Raw genomic sequence first — 15,218 nt, 5'->3', positions numbered from 1 at the left:
GTCCATTCGGTATTCGCGTTATCGTCAGGCCATGACCCGGCCGCTGCCCCGATTCCCCGCTGGCTTCGAGTGGGGTGTCGGCGCCTCGGCGTACCAGACCGAGGGCGCGCTCGACGCTGACGGGCGGGGGCGGTCCACGTGGGACGTTTTCTGTGAGCATCCCGGGCGGATCGCCGACGGGTCGACGCCGGCGACCAGCGCCGGCTTCTATGACCGCTACCCCGAGGACATCGCGCTGGTCCGCGACCTCGGCGCCGACGTCTACCGATTCTCGATCGCCTGGCCGCGGATCCTGCCGACCGGGTCGGGCGAGGTCAACGCGAAGGGCCTGGACTTCTACGACCGGGTCGTCGACGAGATGCTGGCGGCCGGTCTGAAGCCGGCGCCGACGCTCTACCACTGGGACACCCCGCTGCCGATCGAGGAGGCCGGCGGCTGGATGAACCGAGACACCGCGCTCCGCTTCGGTGAGTACGCCGCGGTCGTGGCCGAGCGGCTGGCCGACCGTGCGGCGTACTGGATCCCGCTCAACGAGCCGGTGGTGCTCTCGCTGCTCGGCTACGCGATCGGCGGCTACGCCCCCGGGCAGGAGCTGCTCTTCGAGTCGCTGCCGACCGTCCACCACCAGCTGCTCGCCCACGGGCTCAGCGTCCAGGCGATCCGTGCGGCCGGCGGCCGCAGCATCGGGACCGCCAACCCGCACGCACCGACCTGGCCCGGCTCCGACAGCCCGGAGGACCTCGCCGCCGCTGCGTTCAGCGCCGACCTCACCGACTGGATCTGGGGCGACCCGATCCTCCTCGGCCGCTACCCTGAGGGGTATGCCGAGGGGATGCCCGGTCCGGTCGCCGAAGACCTCGAGGTCATCTCGACCCCGCTCGACTTCTACGGCGTCAACTACTACAGCCCGCAGCGAGTTGCCGCCCCGACCGGTGAGCCGTCGTTGATCCAGGAGCACGAGATCCCGGCGGAGATGCCGTTCCGGGCGGTCGAGGTCGACGGACCCAAGACCGGGCTCGGCGGCGAGATCAACCCCGACGGCCTGCGCGAGATCCTGCTGACCCTGACCGAGCGCTACGGCGAGAGCCTGCCGCCACTGATCGTCACCGAGAACGGCACCTCGCAGCCCGGCACTGAGGAACCCGGTCCCGACGGCAGGATCCACGACGACGGCCGGATCGACTACCTCGACGCGCATGTGCGCGCCGTACACCAGGCGATCGAGGAGGGCGCGGACGTCCGTGGCTACTGGGTCTGGTCGCCTACCGACAACTTCGAGTGGACGTATGGCTTCACCCAGCGCTTCGGCCTCGTGCACATCGACTACGACACCCTGGTGCGGACGCCGAAGGACTCCTACTCCTGGTATCAGCAGCTGATCGGCGCCCAACGTGACCAGCTCTGAGCTCACTCGGTCGGCGCTGGACGAGCCGGCCAAGCCCGCCCCCAAATCATGGGTGGCCGCGATCTCGCTGGCCAACGTCGGTCTGTTCACCGCATGGTTCGGCCCGATCCTGACCCTGCTCGGGATGCAGGCGGAGCGGTTCGCCGGTGACGACAAGGAGGCCGCGCTCGCCTGGGTCGTCGGCATCGGCGCGCTCTGCTCGACGGTGGCCAACCCGGTCTTCGGCGCGCTCTCGGACCGGACCACGTCGCGCTACGGCCGTCGACTGCCGTGGACGGTCCTCGGCATCTGTGGAGGTGTGGCCAGCCTGGTGCTGCTGGCCTTCGCGCCGAACCTCGTCGTGGTGACCATCGGCTGGTGCCTGGCCCAGATCGCCCTCAACGCGAACTTCGCGGCGATCACCGCCGCCGTACCCGACCATGCGCCGCACCAGCAGCGCGGCACCATCGGCGGCTTCCTCGGCCTCGCCCAGACCGTCGGCGCCGTCGTCGGCGCCGGGCTCGCGGCGGCTGCGGGCGGGATCGTCGGTGGCTACCTCGCGTGCGCGGTCTTCCTGGTCATCGCGAGTGCGCCGTACGTCGCGATGCGCCGCGACCTGGTCCTCGACCCCGCCGACCGGCCATCGTTCTCGTGGGGAACGTTCCTCCGTGGCTTCTGGATCAGCCCTCGTATGCACCCCGACTTCGCCTGGGCGTGGCTCACCCGCTTCCTGATGAACCTCGGGTTCTCGATCGGGCTGGTCTACCTGCTCTTCTACCTCGACGACGCGGTTCAGCACGAGAACCCCGAAGCCGGCGTCTTCCTGCTCTCGGCGGTCAACTCCCTCGCTCTCCTGGTCACGGTCGTTGCCGGCGGATGGCTGTCGGACCGGTTCGACCGCCGCCGGATCTTCGTGACCGTCGCCGGCGTCGTGATGGCTGCCGGCACCCTCTCGCTGGCCGGCTTCCACTCCTGGACGGCCGCGATCATCGGTGTGGCCGTCCTCGGTCTCGGCATGGGCGTGTTCACCTCGGTCGACCTCGCGCTGATGATCGACGTACTCCCCGAGGCGATCGACCGCGGCAAGGACCTCGGCGTCGTCAACATCGCCAACTCGCTGCCGCAGGTGCTCGCCCCCGTCGTGGCCGCGCCGATCGTGAGCATGCTCGGCGGCTACTCCACCCTGTACGCCGTCGCCGCCGGCGTGACGCTGACCGGCGCCGTCCTGGTCTACCGGATCAAGTCCGTTCGATAGGAGACAACTCGTGACCACCCACCCTGACCTGCCCAGCCTGCAGCTCCCCGCCGACTTCGTGTACGGCGTCTCCACCGCGTCCTACCAGATCGAAGGTGCCGTCGAGGAGGGCGGCCGCGGGCCGTCGATCTGGGACACGTTCTGCGCAGAGCCGGGCCGGATCAAGAACGGCGATACCGGGGCGGTCGCGTGCGATCACTACCACCGCTACCCCGAGGACATCGCGCTGATGAAGGACCTCGGCGTGGACGCCTACCGGTTCTCGATCGCCTGGCCGCGGATCCAGCCGACCGGCTCCGGGCCGGCCAACGCCGAGGGGCTGGCCTTCTACGACCGGCTCGTCGACGGCCTGCTGGAGGCGGGCATCAAGCCGGCCGCGACGCTCTATCACTGGGACCTGCCGCAGGCTCTGCAGGACGCCGGCGGCTGGCTCAACCGCGACACCTCGCTCCGACTCGCCGAGTACGCCGCGATCGTCGGCGAGCACCTCGGTGACCGGGTCTCGATGTGGATGCCGCTGAACGAGCCGGTCGTGGTCACGATGTTCGGGCATGCGCTCGGCACCCACGCCCCCGGCCAGGCGCTCGGCTTCGACGCGCTGCCGGTGGCCCATCACCTGCTGCTCGGCCACGGCCTGTCCGTCTCCGCGCTGCGCGCGGCCGGAGCGAGCAACATCGGCATCGCGTCCAACCACCAGCCTGCCCGGCCGGCGTCGGACTCGGCCGAGGACCGGGAGGCGGCCGAGATGTTCGGCACGCTGACCAACTGGCTGTTCTCCGACCCGATCCTGCGCGGCGAGTATCCCGACGAGCTGATCACCTCGATGATGCCGGGGCCTGTGGCGGAGGACCTCAAGGTGATCTCGGCGCCCCTCGACTGGTACGGCATCAACTACTACCAGCCGGTGCTGGTCGGCGCCCCCGGATCCGGCGGCGACCAGGGCCCGGCGCTCGAGGGCGCGATCATGCCGGAGGGGCTTCCGTTCGAGCCGCGCCAGCTCGTCGGCGTACCCACCACCGACTTCGGGTGGGCGATCGTCCCCGACGGGCTCACCGAGATCCTGACCCAGTTCCACGAGCGGTACGCCGACGCGCTGCCGCCGGTCTACGTCACCGAGAGCGGCTGCTCGTTCCACGACACCGTCGCCGCCGACGGCGGAGTCCACGACCAGCGCCGGATCGACTACCACGACGCGCACCTGCGGGCGGTCGCCGACGCCATCGCCGCGGGCGTGGACGTACGCGGCTACTTCGCGTGGTCGCTGCTCGACAACTTCGAGTGGGCGGAGGGGTACGCCGAGCGCTTCGGGCTCGTGCACGTCGACTACGACACGCTACGGCGTACTCCCAAGGACTCGTTCCGCTGGTACCAGGAGCTGATCGCCGCCCGCCGCTGACCGGCGGGCGGGACCAGCCAAGACAGGTCAGCGGTCGTAGACGCCGACCTCCCACAGCGAGTAGCCGTAGCGGGTGGCGCGGCTGACGCCGTGGACGCGTACGTAGCGGGCGGTGGTCGGCTCGAAGGTGGCTGTCTCGACCCCGCCCTTCCCGGCGTCGGTCGACCACACCGTGCGCCACGTCGTACCGTCCGAGGAGACCTCGACCTTCCACGCCGCCGCATGGGCGCTCTCCCAGTCGGCGACCACGCGGCCCACGGTCCGCTCGCTGCGCAGGTCGAGGGCGAGCCACTGGTCGTCGCTCCAGTCGCTGGCCCAGCGGGTGCCGGTGTCGCCGTCGATGGCGCGGCCCGGCGCGAAGCTGGTGAAGGCGCTCCACTCCGACGAGCTCGCCGTGGCGCGCGACCCGGCCGCGAGGTTGCTCGGCAGCGTGTAGTCGGCTGCGGCACCCCACGTGTCGAGGTAGGACTGGGCTCCGCCCATCAGGTCTTGAACGGCCTCCGTGCCGCCGAGGCGGCGGATCTGCTCGATCCAGTCCGGGACCAGGCCGACGTGGGCTCCGCCATCGGTGTTGACGTCCCAGACCCGCTCGCCGGTGACCTGCTTGTCGATCACCGACCCGCCGTCGATGCTGCGGAACGGATAGGTCACCGGGCTGGGTCCGTCGGCACCCAGGGGAGCGGGGTGGGAGCCGAGGCCGTTGAAGTCGCTACCGATACCGAGGCCCTTGTCGTACTCGGTGCGCAGCGCCTCGGTCCGCCCGGCGGCGCCGATGAACTCCTCCGGTCCGAACATGTACTCACCGATGAAGCCGCCGAGCCCGTAGACGCGTTCGGCCCAGCCGAGGTCGGCCCAGCTGTGGCTGGAGATGACACCGGGGTAGTCGGCCGACTCGAGGATGTCGAGCGCGCGGCCGGTGGCCTTCACGCTCATGTGGTCGAGCTCGACGAGCATGCCGCGCTGCATCATCCCGCGCATGGCGTACTCGCCGAGCCGGGACAGGCCGCGGGTGTTGCACTGGGCGTCGTCGTCGTACGTCGGCACCTCGGTGCCCGCGGGCAGCTTCTCCTCGATCTCGGGGACCGCTGCGTCGCCGATCGGGTTGTCGTGCTGCGGCCCGCGGCACTTCTCGGTCCGCCAGAAGGTGCCCGTCGACAGGAACTGGCCGACGTTGATGATCGTCCCGGTCGTGCCCGAGTCGAAGCGCACCCCGCAGAGCGCGTTGTCGAACTTGTGGCACAGGAACATGCTGCGTACGCCGAGGGCGTGCAGCTCGTCGAGGCCCTGGTCGATGCCGGCCTTGCTGCACTGGGCGATGTCGAGGACCTGCTTGCAGCCGAACGGCTCGGAGGTCTCGACGCCGAGGATCACGGCGAGCTTGCCGTCCTCGATGACCTGCCGGGCCTGTGCGGGATCGGTGACGATCCGGAACCAGCCCTTGCCCTCGCCGCCGTACATCCTGTCGACGAAGTCCTGCAGGTCGTAGGTCTTCTCCGCCTGCAGCCGGATCGACTCCATCTCGTCGCAGCCGCGATCCCGGTTGGGGTTGATCGAGCAGATCACGCCGTTGCTGGTCAGGTCGGTGACCAGGACGCGCTGCCCGGCTCGCCACGACCGCTCCAGCCAGGCGTAGTAGTTCTGCTGGTGCGACATCGTGCGGTACGACGGCCAGTCCTTGAAGGTCGGCCAGCCCACCGGGTCGTGCTTGCCGTCCGGCTCCGCGCCGGTGAGGTTCTCCAGCAGCGCGCCGGAGCCGTCGGGGTAGTGCGCCGCGCAGTCCTCGAGAGCGTCGGCGACCCCGGCCTCGGAGAACGGTTTGCCGCAGACCAGCTCGCCCCCGAACGCCTCGTTGGTCATCAGGTGGTTGTGGACGTCGGCGAAGCCGCGTACGTCACCCTTGGCATCGGTGCCGGTGAACGGCTTGCCGGTGACGTTGACCTGGGAGTCGGGCGCCGGCCGGTCGGCCGACTCCCACCACTGGTCCGGCGGCGACGACCAGCCTGGCGGGGCGAACGCCACGAAGCCGATGAGGACCAGACAGAGCAGCGTGCGGACGGCGTTCACAGTGCCTCCAGGATGCGTGACGTACGCCGCATCCTAGAGTTGGTCGCATGACCGGGTCAACGGTCCAAAGACCCGTGACTACGCCGATCTGGCCATGGAGGCGACGTGCGCCGCGGCGAAGTCGAGCGCGGCGCCGGCCGCCTCGGCGTCGCCCTCGTTGAGGAACAGCAGGGTGAGGCCGTCGATGTTGGCGGTGAGGTATCTCGCGAGCATCGGGATCGGCTGATCCCACGTCACCCCGGTGGACTCCGCGAGCACCGTGAGGACCTGGGTGTTGGCCTCGAGGTAGGTCTCGTACTGACGGCGCGCGACCGTGGCCAGGCCCGGCTGACGAAGGGCGTACTGCGTCAGCTCATAGGTCACCTGGTGCTCGTCGGGGTTGGCGATGACGTGCTGCCAGTACGCCCTGAGCGCCGCCTGGAGCTTCTCCTCGAACGACTCCTCGCCGCGCATCTCCACCAGGGCCAGGTTGAGCGTGTGCCCGGTGATCGCCTCGATGACGTTCTCCAGCAGCTCCTGCTTGGAGCGGAAGCAGTAGTGGAAGGCCCCGAGCGGCATGTCGGCCTCCGCCACGATCGAGCGCGTCGTGGTCTTGGCGACGCCGTCACGGACCATCACCCGGATCGCGGCCTCGACCAGGCGTTCGCGGCGTACGTCGGCCGAGACGCGCGCCATCAGAGGTCTCTCGTCATCAAGAAGCGCATATCGTCAGCGTACGTGACCAAGACAGTTGACCAGGAGTCGCGCCGGGCGGAAATGGGGATTCGGGTGGGGTTGATGAAGAATGACCCGGTGCCTCACGACATCTCACCCCTGTCCGCAGCGGCATCCGAAGCGCTCTTCGCCCGCGCGAAGGCCGTGACGCCGGGCGGCGTGAACTCGCCCGTGCGCGCCTTCAACGCGGTGGGCGGGACGCCGCGCTTCATCCGGGAGGCGAAGGGGGCGTGGCTGACCGACGTCGACGGGAACCAGTACGTCGACCTGATCTGCTCCTGGGGCCCGATGCTGCTGGGCCACGCCCATCCGGAGGTCCAGGCGGCGGTCCTGGAGGCCGTCACGCGTGGCACGTCCTACGGCACCCCGACCACGCCCGAGGTCGAGCTCGCCGAGGCGATCGTCGAGCGGGCGCCGGTCGAGAAGGTGCGGTTCGTGAGCAGCGGCACCGAGGCGACGATGTCGGCCATTCGGCTGGCACGAGGGTTCACCGGGCGTGACGTGATCCTGAAGTTCGCCGGCAACTACCACGGCCATGTCGACTCGCTGCTCGCCAGCGCCGGCTCCGGGCTGGTCACCCACGCGATCCCCGGCACCCCGGGCGTCCCGGAGAGCAGCACTGAGCTCACCGTCGTGCTGCCGTACAACGACCGAGCCGCAGTGACGGCGGCGTTCGAGGAATACGCCGGCCGGGTGGCCTGCCTGATCACCGAGGCCTCGCCGGGCAACATGGGCGTCGTGCCGCCGGAGCCCGGGTTCAACGAGTTCCTGAGCGAGACCTGCACGAAGAACGGCGCTCTGTTCATCTCCGACGAGGTGATGACCGGGTTCCGGGCCAGCAAGCAGGGGCAGTGGGGTCTGGACGGCAAGCACGAGGGCTGGACGCCCGACCTGGTCACCTTCGGCAAGGTGATGGGCGGCGGTTTCCCGGCGGCGGCCTTCGGCGGCCGCGCCGACGTGATGGGCTCGCTCAGCCCCGACGGGCCGGTCTACCAGGCCGGCACGCTCTCCGGGAACCCGGTCGCGACCACCGCCGGCCTCACGACCCTCAAGCTGGCGACCGACGAGGTCTACGACCACATCACCAAGGCCGCCGACGTCGTGAAGGCCGCGATCGAGGAGAGCTTCACCAAGGTCGGTCTCCCGTACGTCATCCAGTCCACCGGCACGATGTTCTCGGTCTTCTTCACCGACAGGCCGGTGCACAACTTCGACGAGGCCAAGACCACCGACGAGGCGGCGTACAAGGCCTTCTTCCACGCCATGCTCGACCAGGGTGTCTACCTGCCGCCGAGCGCCTACGAGGCGTGGTTCCTCTCCTCCGCCCACGACGAGCGGGCGATCTCCCAGATCACGGAGGCGCTTCCGTACGCCGCCGAGGCTGCTGTAAAGGTGAAGGCATGACGTCCCAGGGAAATGGCATCGAGACCACGGTCCACCTGCTGCGCCACGGTGAGGTGCACAACCCGGAGGGCATCCTCTACGGGCGCCGGCCAGGGTTCAACCTCTCCGACCTCGGCCTGCGGATGGCCGAGCGGGTCGCCGACCGGATCGGCGGGCAGGACATCACCCACGTCATCTCCAGCCCGCTCGAGCGCGCCCGGCAGACCGCCGGGCCGCTGGCGAAGGCGCTCGGCGTCGACATCTCGCTCGACGAGCGGGTGCTCGAGTCGGAGAACCTCTTCGTCGGCAAGAGCTTCAAGGACGGCATGGGGCCGCTGAAGGACCCCAAGGTCTGGCCGAAGCTGCTCAACCCGCTCAAGCCGTCGTGGGGCGAGCCCTACCTGGAGATCGTGGCCAGGATGATGGCCGCGATCCACGACGCCCGGGACCTGGCGAAGGGCCACGAGGCGGTCATCGTCTCCCACCAGCTGCCGATCTGGACCACCCGGCTCCACATCGAGGGTCGCAGCTTCCTGCACGACCCGCGCCGTCGCCAGTGCGCGCTGTGCTCCCTGACCTCGCTGCACTTCGTCGACGACGAGTTCGTCGCGCTCTCCTACGGAGAGCCGGCCGGCGACATGCTGCCGGCGAAGGACAAGTACGCGCCGTTCTCGGCCGGCGACTCGGAAGATTAGAAGTCTCTCAGTTTTGTTAGGCAGAGTCCTGGGCGTGCGTTACAGGTTTGGCGGTCTTCTCCTCACCGTGGTCATGGTGGGGCTGCTTGCTGCCTGCGGGCAGACCGGCACGAACGAAGCCGGCTACATCTCCGGTGACGGCCGCACCCAGGAGATCCCGGTCGCCGACCGCGGGGAGCCGGTAGAGCTCGCCGGCGAGACCCTCGAGGGCAAGCCGTTCGACCTCGCCGACACTCGGGGCAAGGTCACGGTGCTCAACGTGTGGTGGACCGGCTGCGCGCCGTGCCGCAAGGAGATGCCGATGCTCCAGGCCGCCTACGAGGAGCTGGGCGACGAGGTCGCCTTCGTGGGGCTCAACACCCGCGACGCCTCGGCCGCGCAGGGTCTGGCCTTCGAGCGGCACTACGGCGTGGAATACCCGTCGGTCTACTCGCCCGACGGCGCCGCCGTCCTCGCGCTGAAGGGCTCGCTGGCGCCGCGCGCCATCCCGGCCACCGCGATCCTCGACACCGAGGGGCGCGTGGCCGCGCTGATCCGCGGCGAGATCCCCTCGGCACGTACGCTCGACGAGCTCATCTCCACGGCAGGGGAGAGCGCATGACGGACTGGTTCGCGAGCACCGCCGGGAGCGGGTCGCTGATGCTGGCCATCCCGGTCGCGCTGCTGGCCGGGTTCCTCTCGTTCGTCTCGCCGTGCACGCTGCCGATGCTCCCGGGCTACCTCTCCTATGCCACCGGCCTGTCCGGCGCCGACCTCGCCTCCGGTGACGTACGCCGCGGCCGCATGCTCGCGGGCGCCCTGCTCTTCGTCGCCGGTTTCTCGGTGGTCTTCGTCCTGATGGGCATCACCGTGGGCGGGATCGCCTACAAGCTGCTCGCGTTCCAGGAGACCGGCACCAAGGTCCTCGGCGTGCTCTCGATCATCATGGGGATCGCGTTCATGGGCTTCATCCCGCTGCTGCAGCGCGACCTGAAGTTCCACCAGGTGCCGGCGGTCGGTCTGGCCGCGGCCCCGCTGCTCGGCTTCCTCTTCGGGCTGGCCTGGACCCCGTGCACCGGGCCGACGCTGGGCGTCATCGCCGGGCTCGCCTGGGACCAGGGCACCGCCGCCCGCGGCGGCCTGCTGCTCGCGGTCTACGCGCTCGGGCTCGGCATCCCGTTCATCCTCGTCGCGGTGATGTGGCGCAAGGCCACCGTCGCGCTCACCTGGTTCCGCCGGCACACCCGCGCGATCACAATCATCGGCGGCGTGCTGATGATCCTGATCGGCATCGCCATGCTCACCGGCTGGTGGGACAACGGCGTCCAGTGGCTGCAGGTCCAGCTCGTCCAGCGTTGGGAGGGAATCGCACTGTGAGCACCACGTCCGCTCCCGACCAGGAGAAGAACGAAGGCGTACGCCGCCCGGGCGAGCTGAACGCCCGCGAGCTGGCACGCTGGGGCTGGCGCCAGCTGACCTCGATGCGTACGGCACTGATCCTGCTGCTGCTGCTCGCGCTCGCCGCCGTCCCGGGGTCGCTGATCCCGCAGGACGGGGTCGACTCGCTCAAGGCGGACCAGTGGCGCGAGGCGCACACGACGCTGACGCCGATCTACGAGAAGCTCGGGCTCTTCAACGTCTACTCGACGCCGTGGTTCGCGGCGATCTACCTGCTGCTGATGGTCTCGCTGGTCGGCTGCATCATCCCGCGGTGCCTCGTCTACGCGCGGGCCATGCGGGCCGAGCCGCCGGTGACGCCGGCCAAGCTGACCCGGCTGCCCGACTCCACGTCGTACGTCACCGACGAGGAGCCCGCCGAGGTGCTCGCCGCGGCGCGGAAGCAGCTGCGCGGCTACCGCATCCGGAAAGACGGTGACGGCGACTCCGTCTCGGCCGAGAAGGGCTATCTGCGCGAGGCCGGCAACCTGATCTTCCACATGTCGCTGATCATCGTGCTGGTCGCGTTCGCGACCGGGAGCCTGTTCGGCTACAAGGGCGGCGTGATCGTGCTGGTGGGGGAGGAGTACGGCTTCGCCAACGAGCTGTCGCAGTACGACGACTTCAAGTCGGGCTCGCTCTTCGCTCCCGAGGACCTCGACGACTTCACCTTCAAGATCGACGACTTCAAGGCCGAGTGGCTGAGCACCGGAGCGGGTGCCGGGACCGCGCGCGGGTTCAACTCGAAGATCCGCTACACCGCCGGATCGAGCGACGAGAAGAGCTATGACCTCCGGGTCAACCACCCGCTGACCATCGGCAGCACCGACGTCTTCCTGCTCGCCCACGGCTATGCGCCGGTGATCACCGTGCGCGACGGCAAGGGCGACGTGGCCTACTCCGGCCCGACGATCTTCCTCCCGCAGAGCCAGAACCTGCTCTCCTTCGGGGTCGTGAAGGCGCCGTACGCCTCGCCCGAGGAGCTCGGCTTCCAGGGGTTGTTCTACCCGTTCGAGGGCACGGTCGACGGTGAGCCGGTCAACCTGATGGGCGACATCGGGGACGGCTCGCACGCGATGCTCTCGCTGCAGGGCTTCCGGGGCGACCTCAACCTCGACGCCGGGCCGCAGTCGGTCTACTCGCTCGACACCTCCAAGGCCAACATGATGTCGCCCGACGAGACCGGCAAGGCGTTCAACCTGCGCCTCGGGGAGACGGCCGAGCTCCCCGACGGTCTGGGATCGATCTCCTTCGACGACGTCCAGCAGTGGAACCGGGTGCAGATCTCGAAGTCGCCCGGCAAGGAGTGGGCGCTCCTCGGCGTCTCCCTCGCCCTCGTGGGGCTCCTCGGGTCCCTCTTCATCCGCTCGCGACGGGTGTGGGTTCGCGCCCGCCGAGTCGATGGGCGCACACTGGTCGAGATCGCCGCCCTCGACCGCTCCGGCGGTGGAGACACCGCTGCCGTCGTCGCCGGCCTTGCGGAGACCTTACGAGGCGCGCGGACACAGGAGGAGAACCGATGACTGACCACACCTGGGGCGTACTCAGCAACCAGGCCATCACGGCCGCCGGCGTCGTCTATTTCCTGGCGCTGCTCTGCGCGCTGGTCGAGTGGTCGGCCTGGCAGTCGCGGGCCAGGGCCGCGGTCGCGGAGAAGGAGCTCGTCGGCGCCGGTGTCCCGGCCGACGAGACCGACGCCCCGGCGAACCCCGCCGCTGCCGTACGTGAGCAGCGGGCCGCCCTCTTCGGACGCCTCAGCCTGTTCCTGACCGCGATCGCGGTCGCGTGTCATCTGATCGCGCTGGTCGGCCGTGGGATGGCCGCCGACCCCAACCGGGTGCCGTGGGGCAACATGTACGAGTTCACGATCTCCGGCTCGTTCGTGGTGGCCGCTGCGTACGTCGTTCTCTATCGGCGGCTCAAGCTGTCCTGGATGGCGCCGTGGGTTCTCGGCTTCACCGTCGTGGTGCTGATGCTGGCCGTGGTCGGGCTCTACGAGCCGGTCGCGCCGCTGACCGAGGCGCTCAACTCCTACTGGCTGGTCATCCACGTCATCGCGGCCATCATCGCCACCGGCGGGTTCACCCTGGGCGGCATCGCCTCGGTGACGTACCTCCTCAAGAACCGCTTCCCCGACGCCGCTCTGCTGGCGCGGGTGCCCGACCTCGACAACCTCGACCGGGTCTCCTACCGGATCCATGCCTTCGCGTTCCCGGTGTGGACCTTCGGGGTGCTGATCTCCGGTCCGATCTGGGCCCACGAGGCCTGGGGCTCCTACTGGAACTGGGACCCCAAGGAGGTCTGGGCGTTCATCACCTGGGTCGTCTACGCCGGCTACCTGCACGCCCGTGCGACCGCCGGGTGGAAGGGCAAGAAGGCCGCGATCGTCGCGCTGATCGGGCTGGCCACGCTGTGGTTCAACTTCATCGGCATCAACTACTTCTCCTCGACCTCGCAGCACTCGTACGCTGCGCCCGCAGCCCCGGCGGTCGTCGACCTCACCGAGGGAGCCTCCCGATGAAAGAGTTCTGGATCTACACCGGCCTGCGGCTGCTGTCGCTGGTCGCCACCTTCGGCATCGTGGCGGGCATCTGGTCGCTCGTCGCGGGCGAGGTCGACATCTTCTTCGCGGTGATCCTGGCGTTCGTGATCAGCGGCGTGCTCTCCTTCTTCGTGCTCGACCCGCAGCGGCGGGCTTTCGCCGAGAAGGTCGAGACGCGGGCCGCGAAGGCGGTCGAAGCGGCTCGTGCCAAGGAGGACGCCGAGATCGACTCCGAGACCGACACCACCTCGGACGGCGAAGGCGATAGCCACAAGGTGTCCTGAACTGGTAGATAACGGTCATGTCGATCGTTCACAAGGCCACGCTCACCCCGACGAAGAAAGAGATCTTCGGCGCCTGGCTCGCCACCCGGTCGTGGTGCGAGGGTGACCTGACCGGCACGATCGGCTCCTACCGCTTCGACGACCCGGCCGGACGGGTCGGGATCGAGTGCGTGCTCCTCGAGGTCGGCGAGTCCGTCGTCCACCTCCCGGTCTCCTACCGTGAGGCGCCCCTCGACGGCGCCGAGGACTTCCTGATGGCGACCACCGAACACTCGGCGCTGGGCACGCGCTACGTCTACGACGCCACCGCCGACGCGGTGGCGGTCCGGGCCCTGCTGACGGCCGCGCTCACCGGCGCGACCCAGGAGCCGATGGACGTCTACGACCGGGGCCGCCTGGTGGATCGCCGCGAGAGCGTCGTCACCGCGACCGGCACCGGCTCGTGGTCGCGCAACGCGGTGCCGCACTTCGACGGCGTCACCATCCGTTCCCACGGTGCCGACACCCGCGTGGACGCGGGCAGCTTCGCGATCGTCGTGAAGCGCGTCGTCGACGGCTCCGACGCCGACGGTGCGGAGTCGATCCAGGTCACCTGGCCGGACGGCGCCGGGGCACTGGTGGGCGTACGTCATCTGTGACGGGACGGCCTCCGGGCTTGTCTGTGAGTCCGCTGTGTAGCCCAGATGATCAACGGAGCCTCCCGTAAGTCACGAGTCGGAAACATCGTCGTCCTGCACTTGACGCATTCGGACATGACGAGGCACATTGTCTCGATGTGAGCGTTCACATCTGTGATGTGACTCACCTGGGAGCCGGCCCGTGCGCCGATCTCCCGGCACCCCCCGACAGCGGCGCGTAGGCCTACCGACGCGGCCGTAGATGAAATGGAGCAGGTAAGTGCGCAAGGTACTCACCACGATCACCGCGGCAGCGCTTGCGCTCGGCCTCGCGGCATGCGGCGGCGGCGACGGCGGCGAGGGCGGCGACAAGGGCACCGTCGGTGTAGCCATGCCGACCAAGTCCTCGGAGCGCTGGATCGCAGACGGCAACAACATCAAGAAGCAGCTCGAGGCCGAGGGCTACAAGGTCGACCTGCAGTACGCCGAGGACGACATCCCGACCCAGGTCTCCCAGGTCGAGAACATGGTCACCAAGGGCGTCGACGTCCTGGTGGTCGCGGCCATCGACGGCACCGCGCTCGGCGAGGTCCTCGAGACCGCCGACTCGCAGGAGATCCCGGTGATCAGCTACGACCGCCTCATCCGCGACACCGAGGCCGTCGACTACTACTCGACCTTCGACAACTTCCAGGTCGGCGTGCAGCAGGCGACCTCGCTCGTCGAGGGCCTGAAGGCCAAGGGCGAGGGCCCCTACAACGTCGAGCTCTTCGGTGGTTCGCCGGACGACAACAACGCCACCTTCTTCTGGGACGGCGCCATGTCGGTGCTCGAGCCGCTGATCAAGTCCGGCGAGATCGTCATCCCCTCCGGCCAGACGGACTTCAAGCAGGCCGCGATCCTGCGCTGGGACCCCGCCACCGCGCAGAAGCGCATGGAGGACATCCTCACCAAGACGTACGCCTCCACGAAGGTCCAGGGCGTGCTCTCGCCCTACGACGGCCTCTCGCTCGGCATCATCGCCGCCCTCAAGGGCAACGGCTACACCACCGCCGACCTCCCGGTCGTGACCGGTCAGGACGCCGAGGTGCAGTCGGTGAAGTCGATCAACGCCGGTGAGCAGTACTCCACGATCTTCAAGGACACCCGCGAGCTCGCGAAGGTGACCGTCGACATGATCGTCGCCGTCGGTGCGGGCGAGGAGCCCGAGGTCAACGACACCGAGACCTACGACAACGGCAAGAAGGTCGTTCCGTCCTACCTCCTCGACCCGGTCGTGGTCACCAAGGACGACGTCACCAAGGTGCTCGTCGACTCCGACTACTACACCGCCGACGAGATCAAGTAGCACCCCGTACGCGGCGTGGGCCCGGGTCCCTCCGGACCGGGCTGCAGCAACAACGAAGGAGCAGCCGCGATGACCCTCTACGTTCCCGAGCACAGGCGTACGCCCGAGCAGTCCGAGCAC

14 protein-coding genes are annotated in these 15,218 nt (G+C 69.1%); 12 read left to right on the top strand and 2 right to left on the bottom strand.

Annotated features, from left to right (window positions below):
* Window positions 1–31 precede the first annotated feature (31 nt).
* Genes ABZY89_RS19130 through ABZY89_RS19120 form a run of 3 tightly spaced genes read left to right on the top strand, consistent with a single transcriptional unit; the run spans window position 32 to window position 4,035 of the window.
* Window positions 32–1,405: a GH1 family beta-glucosidase gene (locus ABZY89_RS19130; RefSeq protein ID WP_355229726.1), complete on the top strand. Its 1,374-nt coding sequence runs from the start codon at window positions 32–34 to the stop codon at window positions 1,403–1,405.
* Window positions 1,392–2,639: an MFS transporter gene (locus tag ABZY89_RS19125; protein WP_355229724.1), complete on the top strand. Its 1,248-nt coding sequence runs from the start codon at window positions 1,392–1,394 to the stop codon at window positions 2,637–2,639. The genes ABZY89_RS19130 and ABZY89_RS19125 overlap by 14 nt, the downstream gene beginning before the upstream one ends.
* 10 nt (window positions 2,640–2,649) lie before the next feature.
* Window positions 2,650–4,035: a GH1 family beta-glucosidase gene (locus tag ABZY89_RS19120; RefSeq protein ID WP_355229722.1), complete on the top strand. Its 1,386-nt coding sequence runs from the start codon at window positions 2,650–2,652 to the stop codon at window positions 4,033–4,035.
* 27 nt (window positions 4,036–4,062) lie between these two features.
* On the opposite strand, the gene ABZY89_RS19115 is transcribed toward ABZY89_RS19120, so the two are convergent.
* Window positions 4,063–6,099 carry a discoidin domain-containing protein gene (locus tag ABZY89_RS19115; protein WP_355229721.1) on the bottom strand — a complete coding sequence of 679 codons (2,037 nt, stop codon included), beginning with the start codon at window positions 6,097–6,099 and terminating at the stop codon, window positions 4,063–4,065.
* A gap of 78 nt (window positions 6,100–6,177) precedes the next feature.
* Window positions 6,178–6,774, bottom strand: a complete 597-nt coding sequence (locus ABZY89_RS19110; protein WP_355229719.1) for a TetR family transcriptional regulator C-terminal domain-containing protein — start codon at window positions 6,772–6,774, stop codon at window positions 6,178–6,180.
* 117 nt (window positions 6,775–6,891) lie between these two features.
* Between ABZY89_RS19110 and hemL the strand changes: the two genes are divergently transcribed.
* The 9 genes from hemL to chvE all read left to right on the top strand — a co-directional run bounded on the left by hemL (window position 6,892) and on the right by chvE (window position 15,098).
* A complete protein-coding gene (hemL, locus tag ABZY89_RS19105; protein WP_355229717.1) occupies window positions 6,892–8,217 on the top strand; it encodes a glutamate-1-semialdehyde 2,1-aminomutase in 1,326 nt (441 codons plus the stop codon).
* Window positions 8,214–8,891 (top strand): histidine phosphatase family protein, encoded by a 678-nt coding sequence (locus ABZY89_RS19100; protein WP_355229715.1) that lies wholly within the window; start codon window positions 8,214–8,216, stop codon window positions 8,889–8,891. Before hemL ends, ABZY89_RS19100 begins: the two co-directional genes overlap by 4 nt.
* Before the next feature lie 34 nt (window positions 8,892–8,925).
* Entirely contained in the window at window positions 8,926–9,492 is a 567-nt protein-coding gene (locus tag ABZY89_RS19095) for a TlpA disulfide reductase family protein (RefSeq protein ID WP_355229713.1), read from the top strand.
* Entirely contained in the window at window positions 9,489–10,247 is a 759-nt protein-coding gene (locus tag ABZY89_RS19090; RefSeq protein ID WP_355229711.1) for a cytochrome c biogenesis CcdA family protein, read from the top strand. The genes ABZY89_RS19095 and ABZY89_RS19090 overlap by 4 nt, the downstream gene beginning before the upstream one ends.
* Entirely contained in the window at window positions 10,244–11,830 is a 1,587-nt protein-coding gene (locus tag ABZY89_RS19085) for a cytochrome c biogenesis protein ResB (RefSeq protein WP_355229709.1), read from the top strand. The genes ABZY89_RS19090 and ABZY89_RS19085 overlap by 4 nt, the downstream gene beginning before the upstream one ends.
* Window positions 11,827–12,828 (top strand): c-type cytochrome biogenesis protein CcsB, encoded by a 1,002-nt coding sequence (gene ccsB / locus ABZY89_RS19080; protein WP_355229708.1) that lies wholly within the window; start codon window positions 11,827–11,829, stop codon window positions 12,826–12,828. Before ABZY89_RS19085 ends, ccsB begins: the two co-directional genes overlap by 4 nt.
* Entirely contained in the window at window positions 12,825–13,133 is a 309-nt protein-coding gene (locus tag ABZY89_RS19075) for a DUF4229 domain-containing protein (RefSeq protein ID WP_355229706.1), read from the top strand. Before ccsB ends, ABZY89_RS19075 begins: the two co-directional genes overlap by 4 nt.
* A gap of 17 nt (window positions 13,134–13,150) precedes the next feature.
* The gene (locus tag ABZY89_RS19070) at window positions 13,151–13,771 is read left to right on the top strand and encodes a hypothetical protein (RefSeq protein ID WP_355229704.1); all 621 of its coding nucleotides are present in this window, start codon (window positions 13,151–13,153) and stop codon (window positions 13,769–13,771) included.
* Window positions 13,772–14,030: 259 nt separating this feature from the next.
* The gene (chvE, locus tag ABZY89_RS19065; protein ID WP_355229702.1) at window positions 14,031–15,098 is read left to right on the top strand and encodes a multiple monosaccharide ABC transporter substrate-binding protein; all 1,068 of its coding nucleotides are present in this window, start codon (window positions 14,031–14,033) and stop codon (window positions 15,096–15,098) included.
* Window positions 15,099–15,218: the final 120 nt, after the last annotated feature.

Source organism: Nocardioides sp. NPDC006303 (assembly GCF_040613175.1).
Classification (GTDB): Bacteria; Actinomycetota; Actinomycetes; order Propionibacteriales; family Nocardioidaceae; genus Nocardioides.
The sequence above is the reverse complement of the archived record's forward strand: the minus strand, read 5'-3'. Positions and strand labels throughout refer to the sequence as shown.

Excerpts from the sequence above, each read along its gene's own strand:
- ABZY89_RS19100 (WP_355229715.1), top strand. The coding sequence starts at position 8,214 with ATGACGTCCCAGGGAAATGGCATCGAGACCACGGTCCACCTGCTGCGC.
- ABZY89_RS19070 (WP_355229704.1), top strand. The coding sequence starts at position 13,151 with ATGTCGATCGTTCACAAGGCCACGCTCACCCCGACGAAGAAAGAGATC.
- ABZY89_RS19110 (WP_355229719.1), bottom strand. The coding sequence starts at position 6,774 with ATGGCGCGCGTCTCGGCCGACGTACGCCGCGAACGCCTGGTCGAGGCC.
- ABZY89_RS19130 (WP_355229726.1), top strand. The coding sequence starts at position 32 with ATGACCCGGCCGCTGCCCCGATTCCCCGCTGGCTTCGAGTGGGGTGTC.
- ABZY89_RS19090 (WP_355229711.1), top strand. The coding sequence starts at position 9,489 with ATGACGGACTGGTTCGCGAGCACCGCCGGGAGCGGGTCGCTGATGCTG.
- ccsB (WP_355229708.1), top strand. The coding sequence starts at position 11,827 with ATGACTGACCACACCTGGGGCGTACTCAGCAACCAGGCCATCACGGCC.
- ABZY89_RS19075 (WP_355229706.1), top strand. The coding sequence starts at position 12,825 with ATGAAAGAGTTCTGGATCTACACCGGCCTGCGGCTGCTGTCGCTGGTC.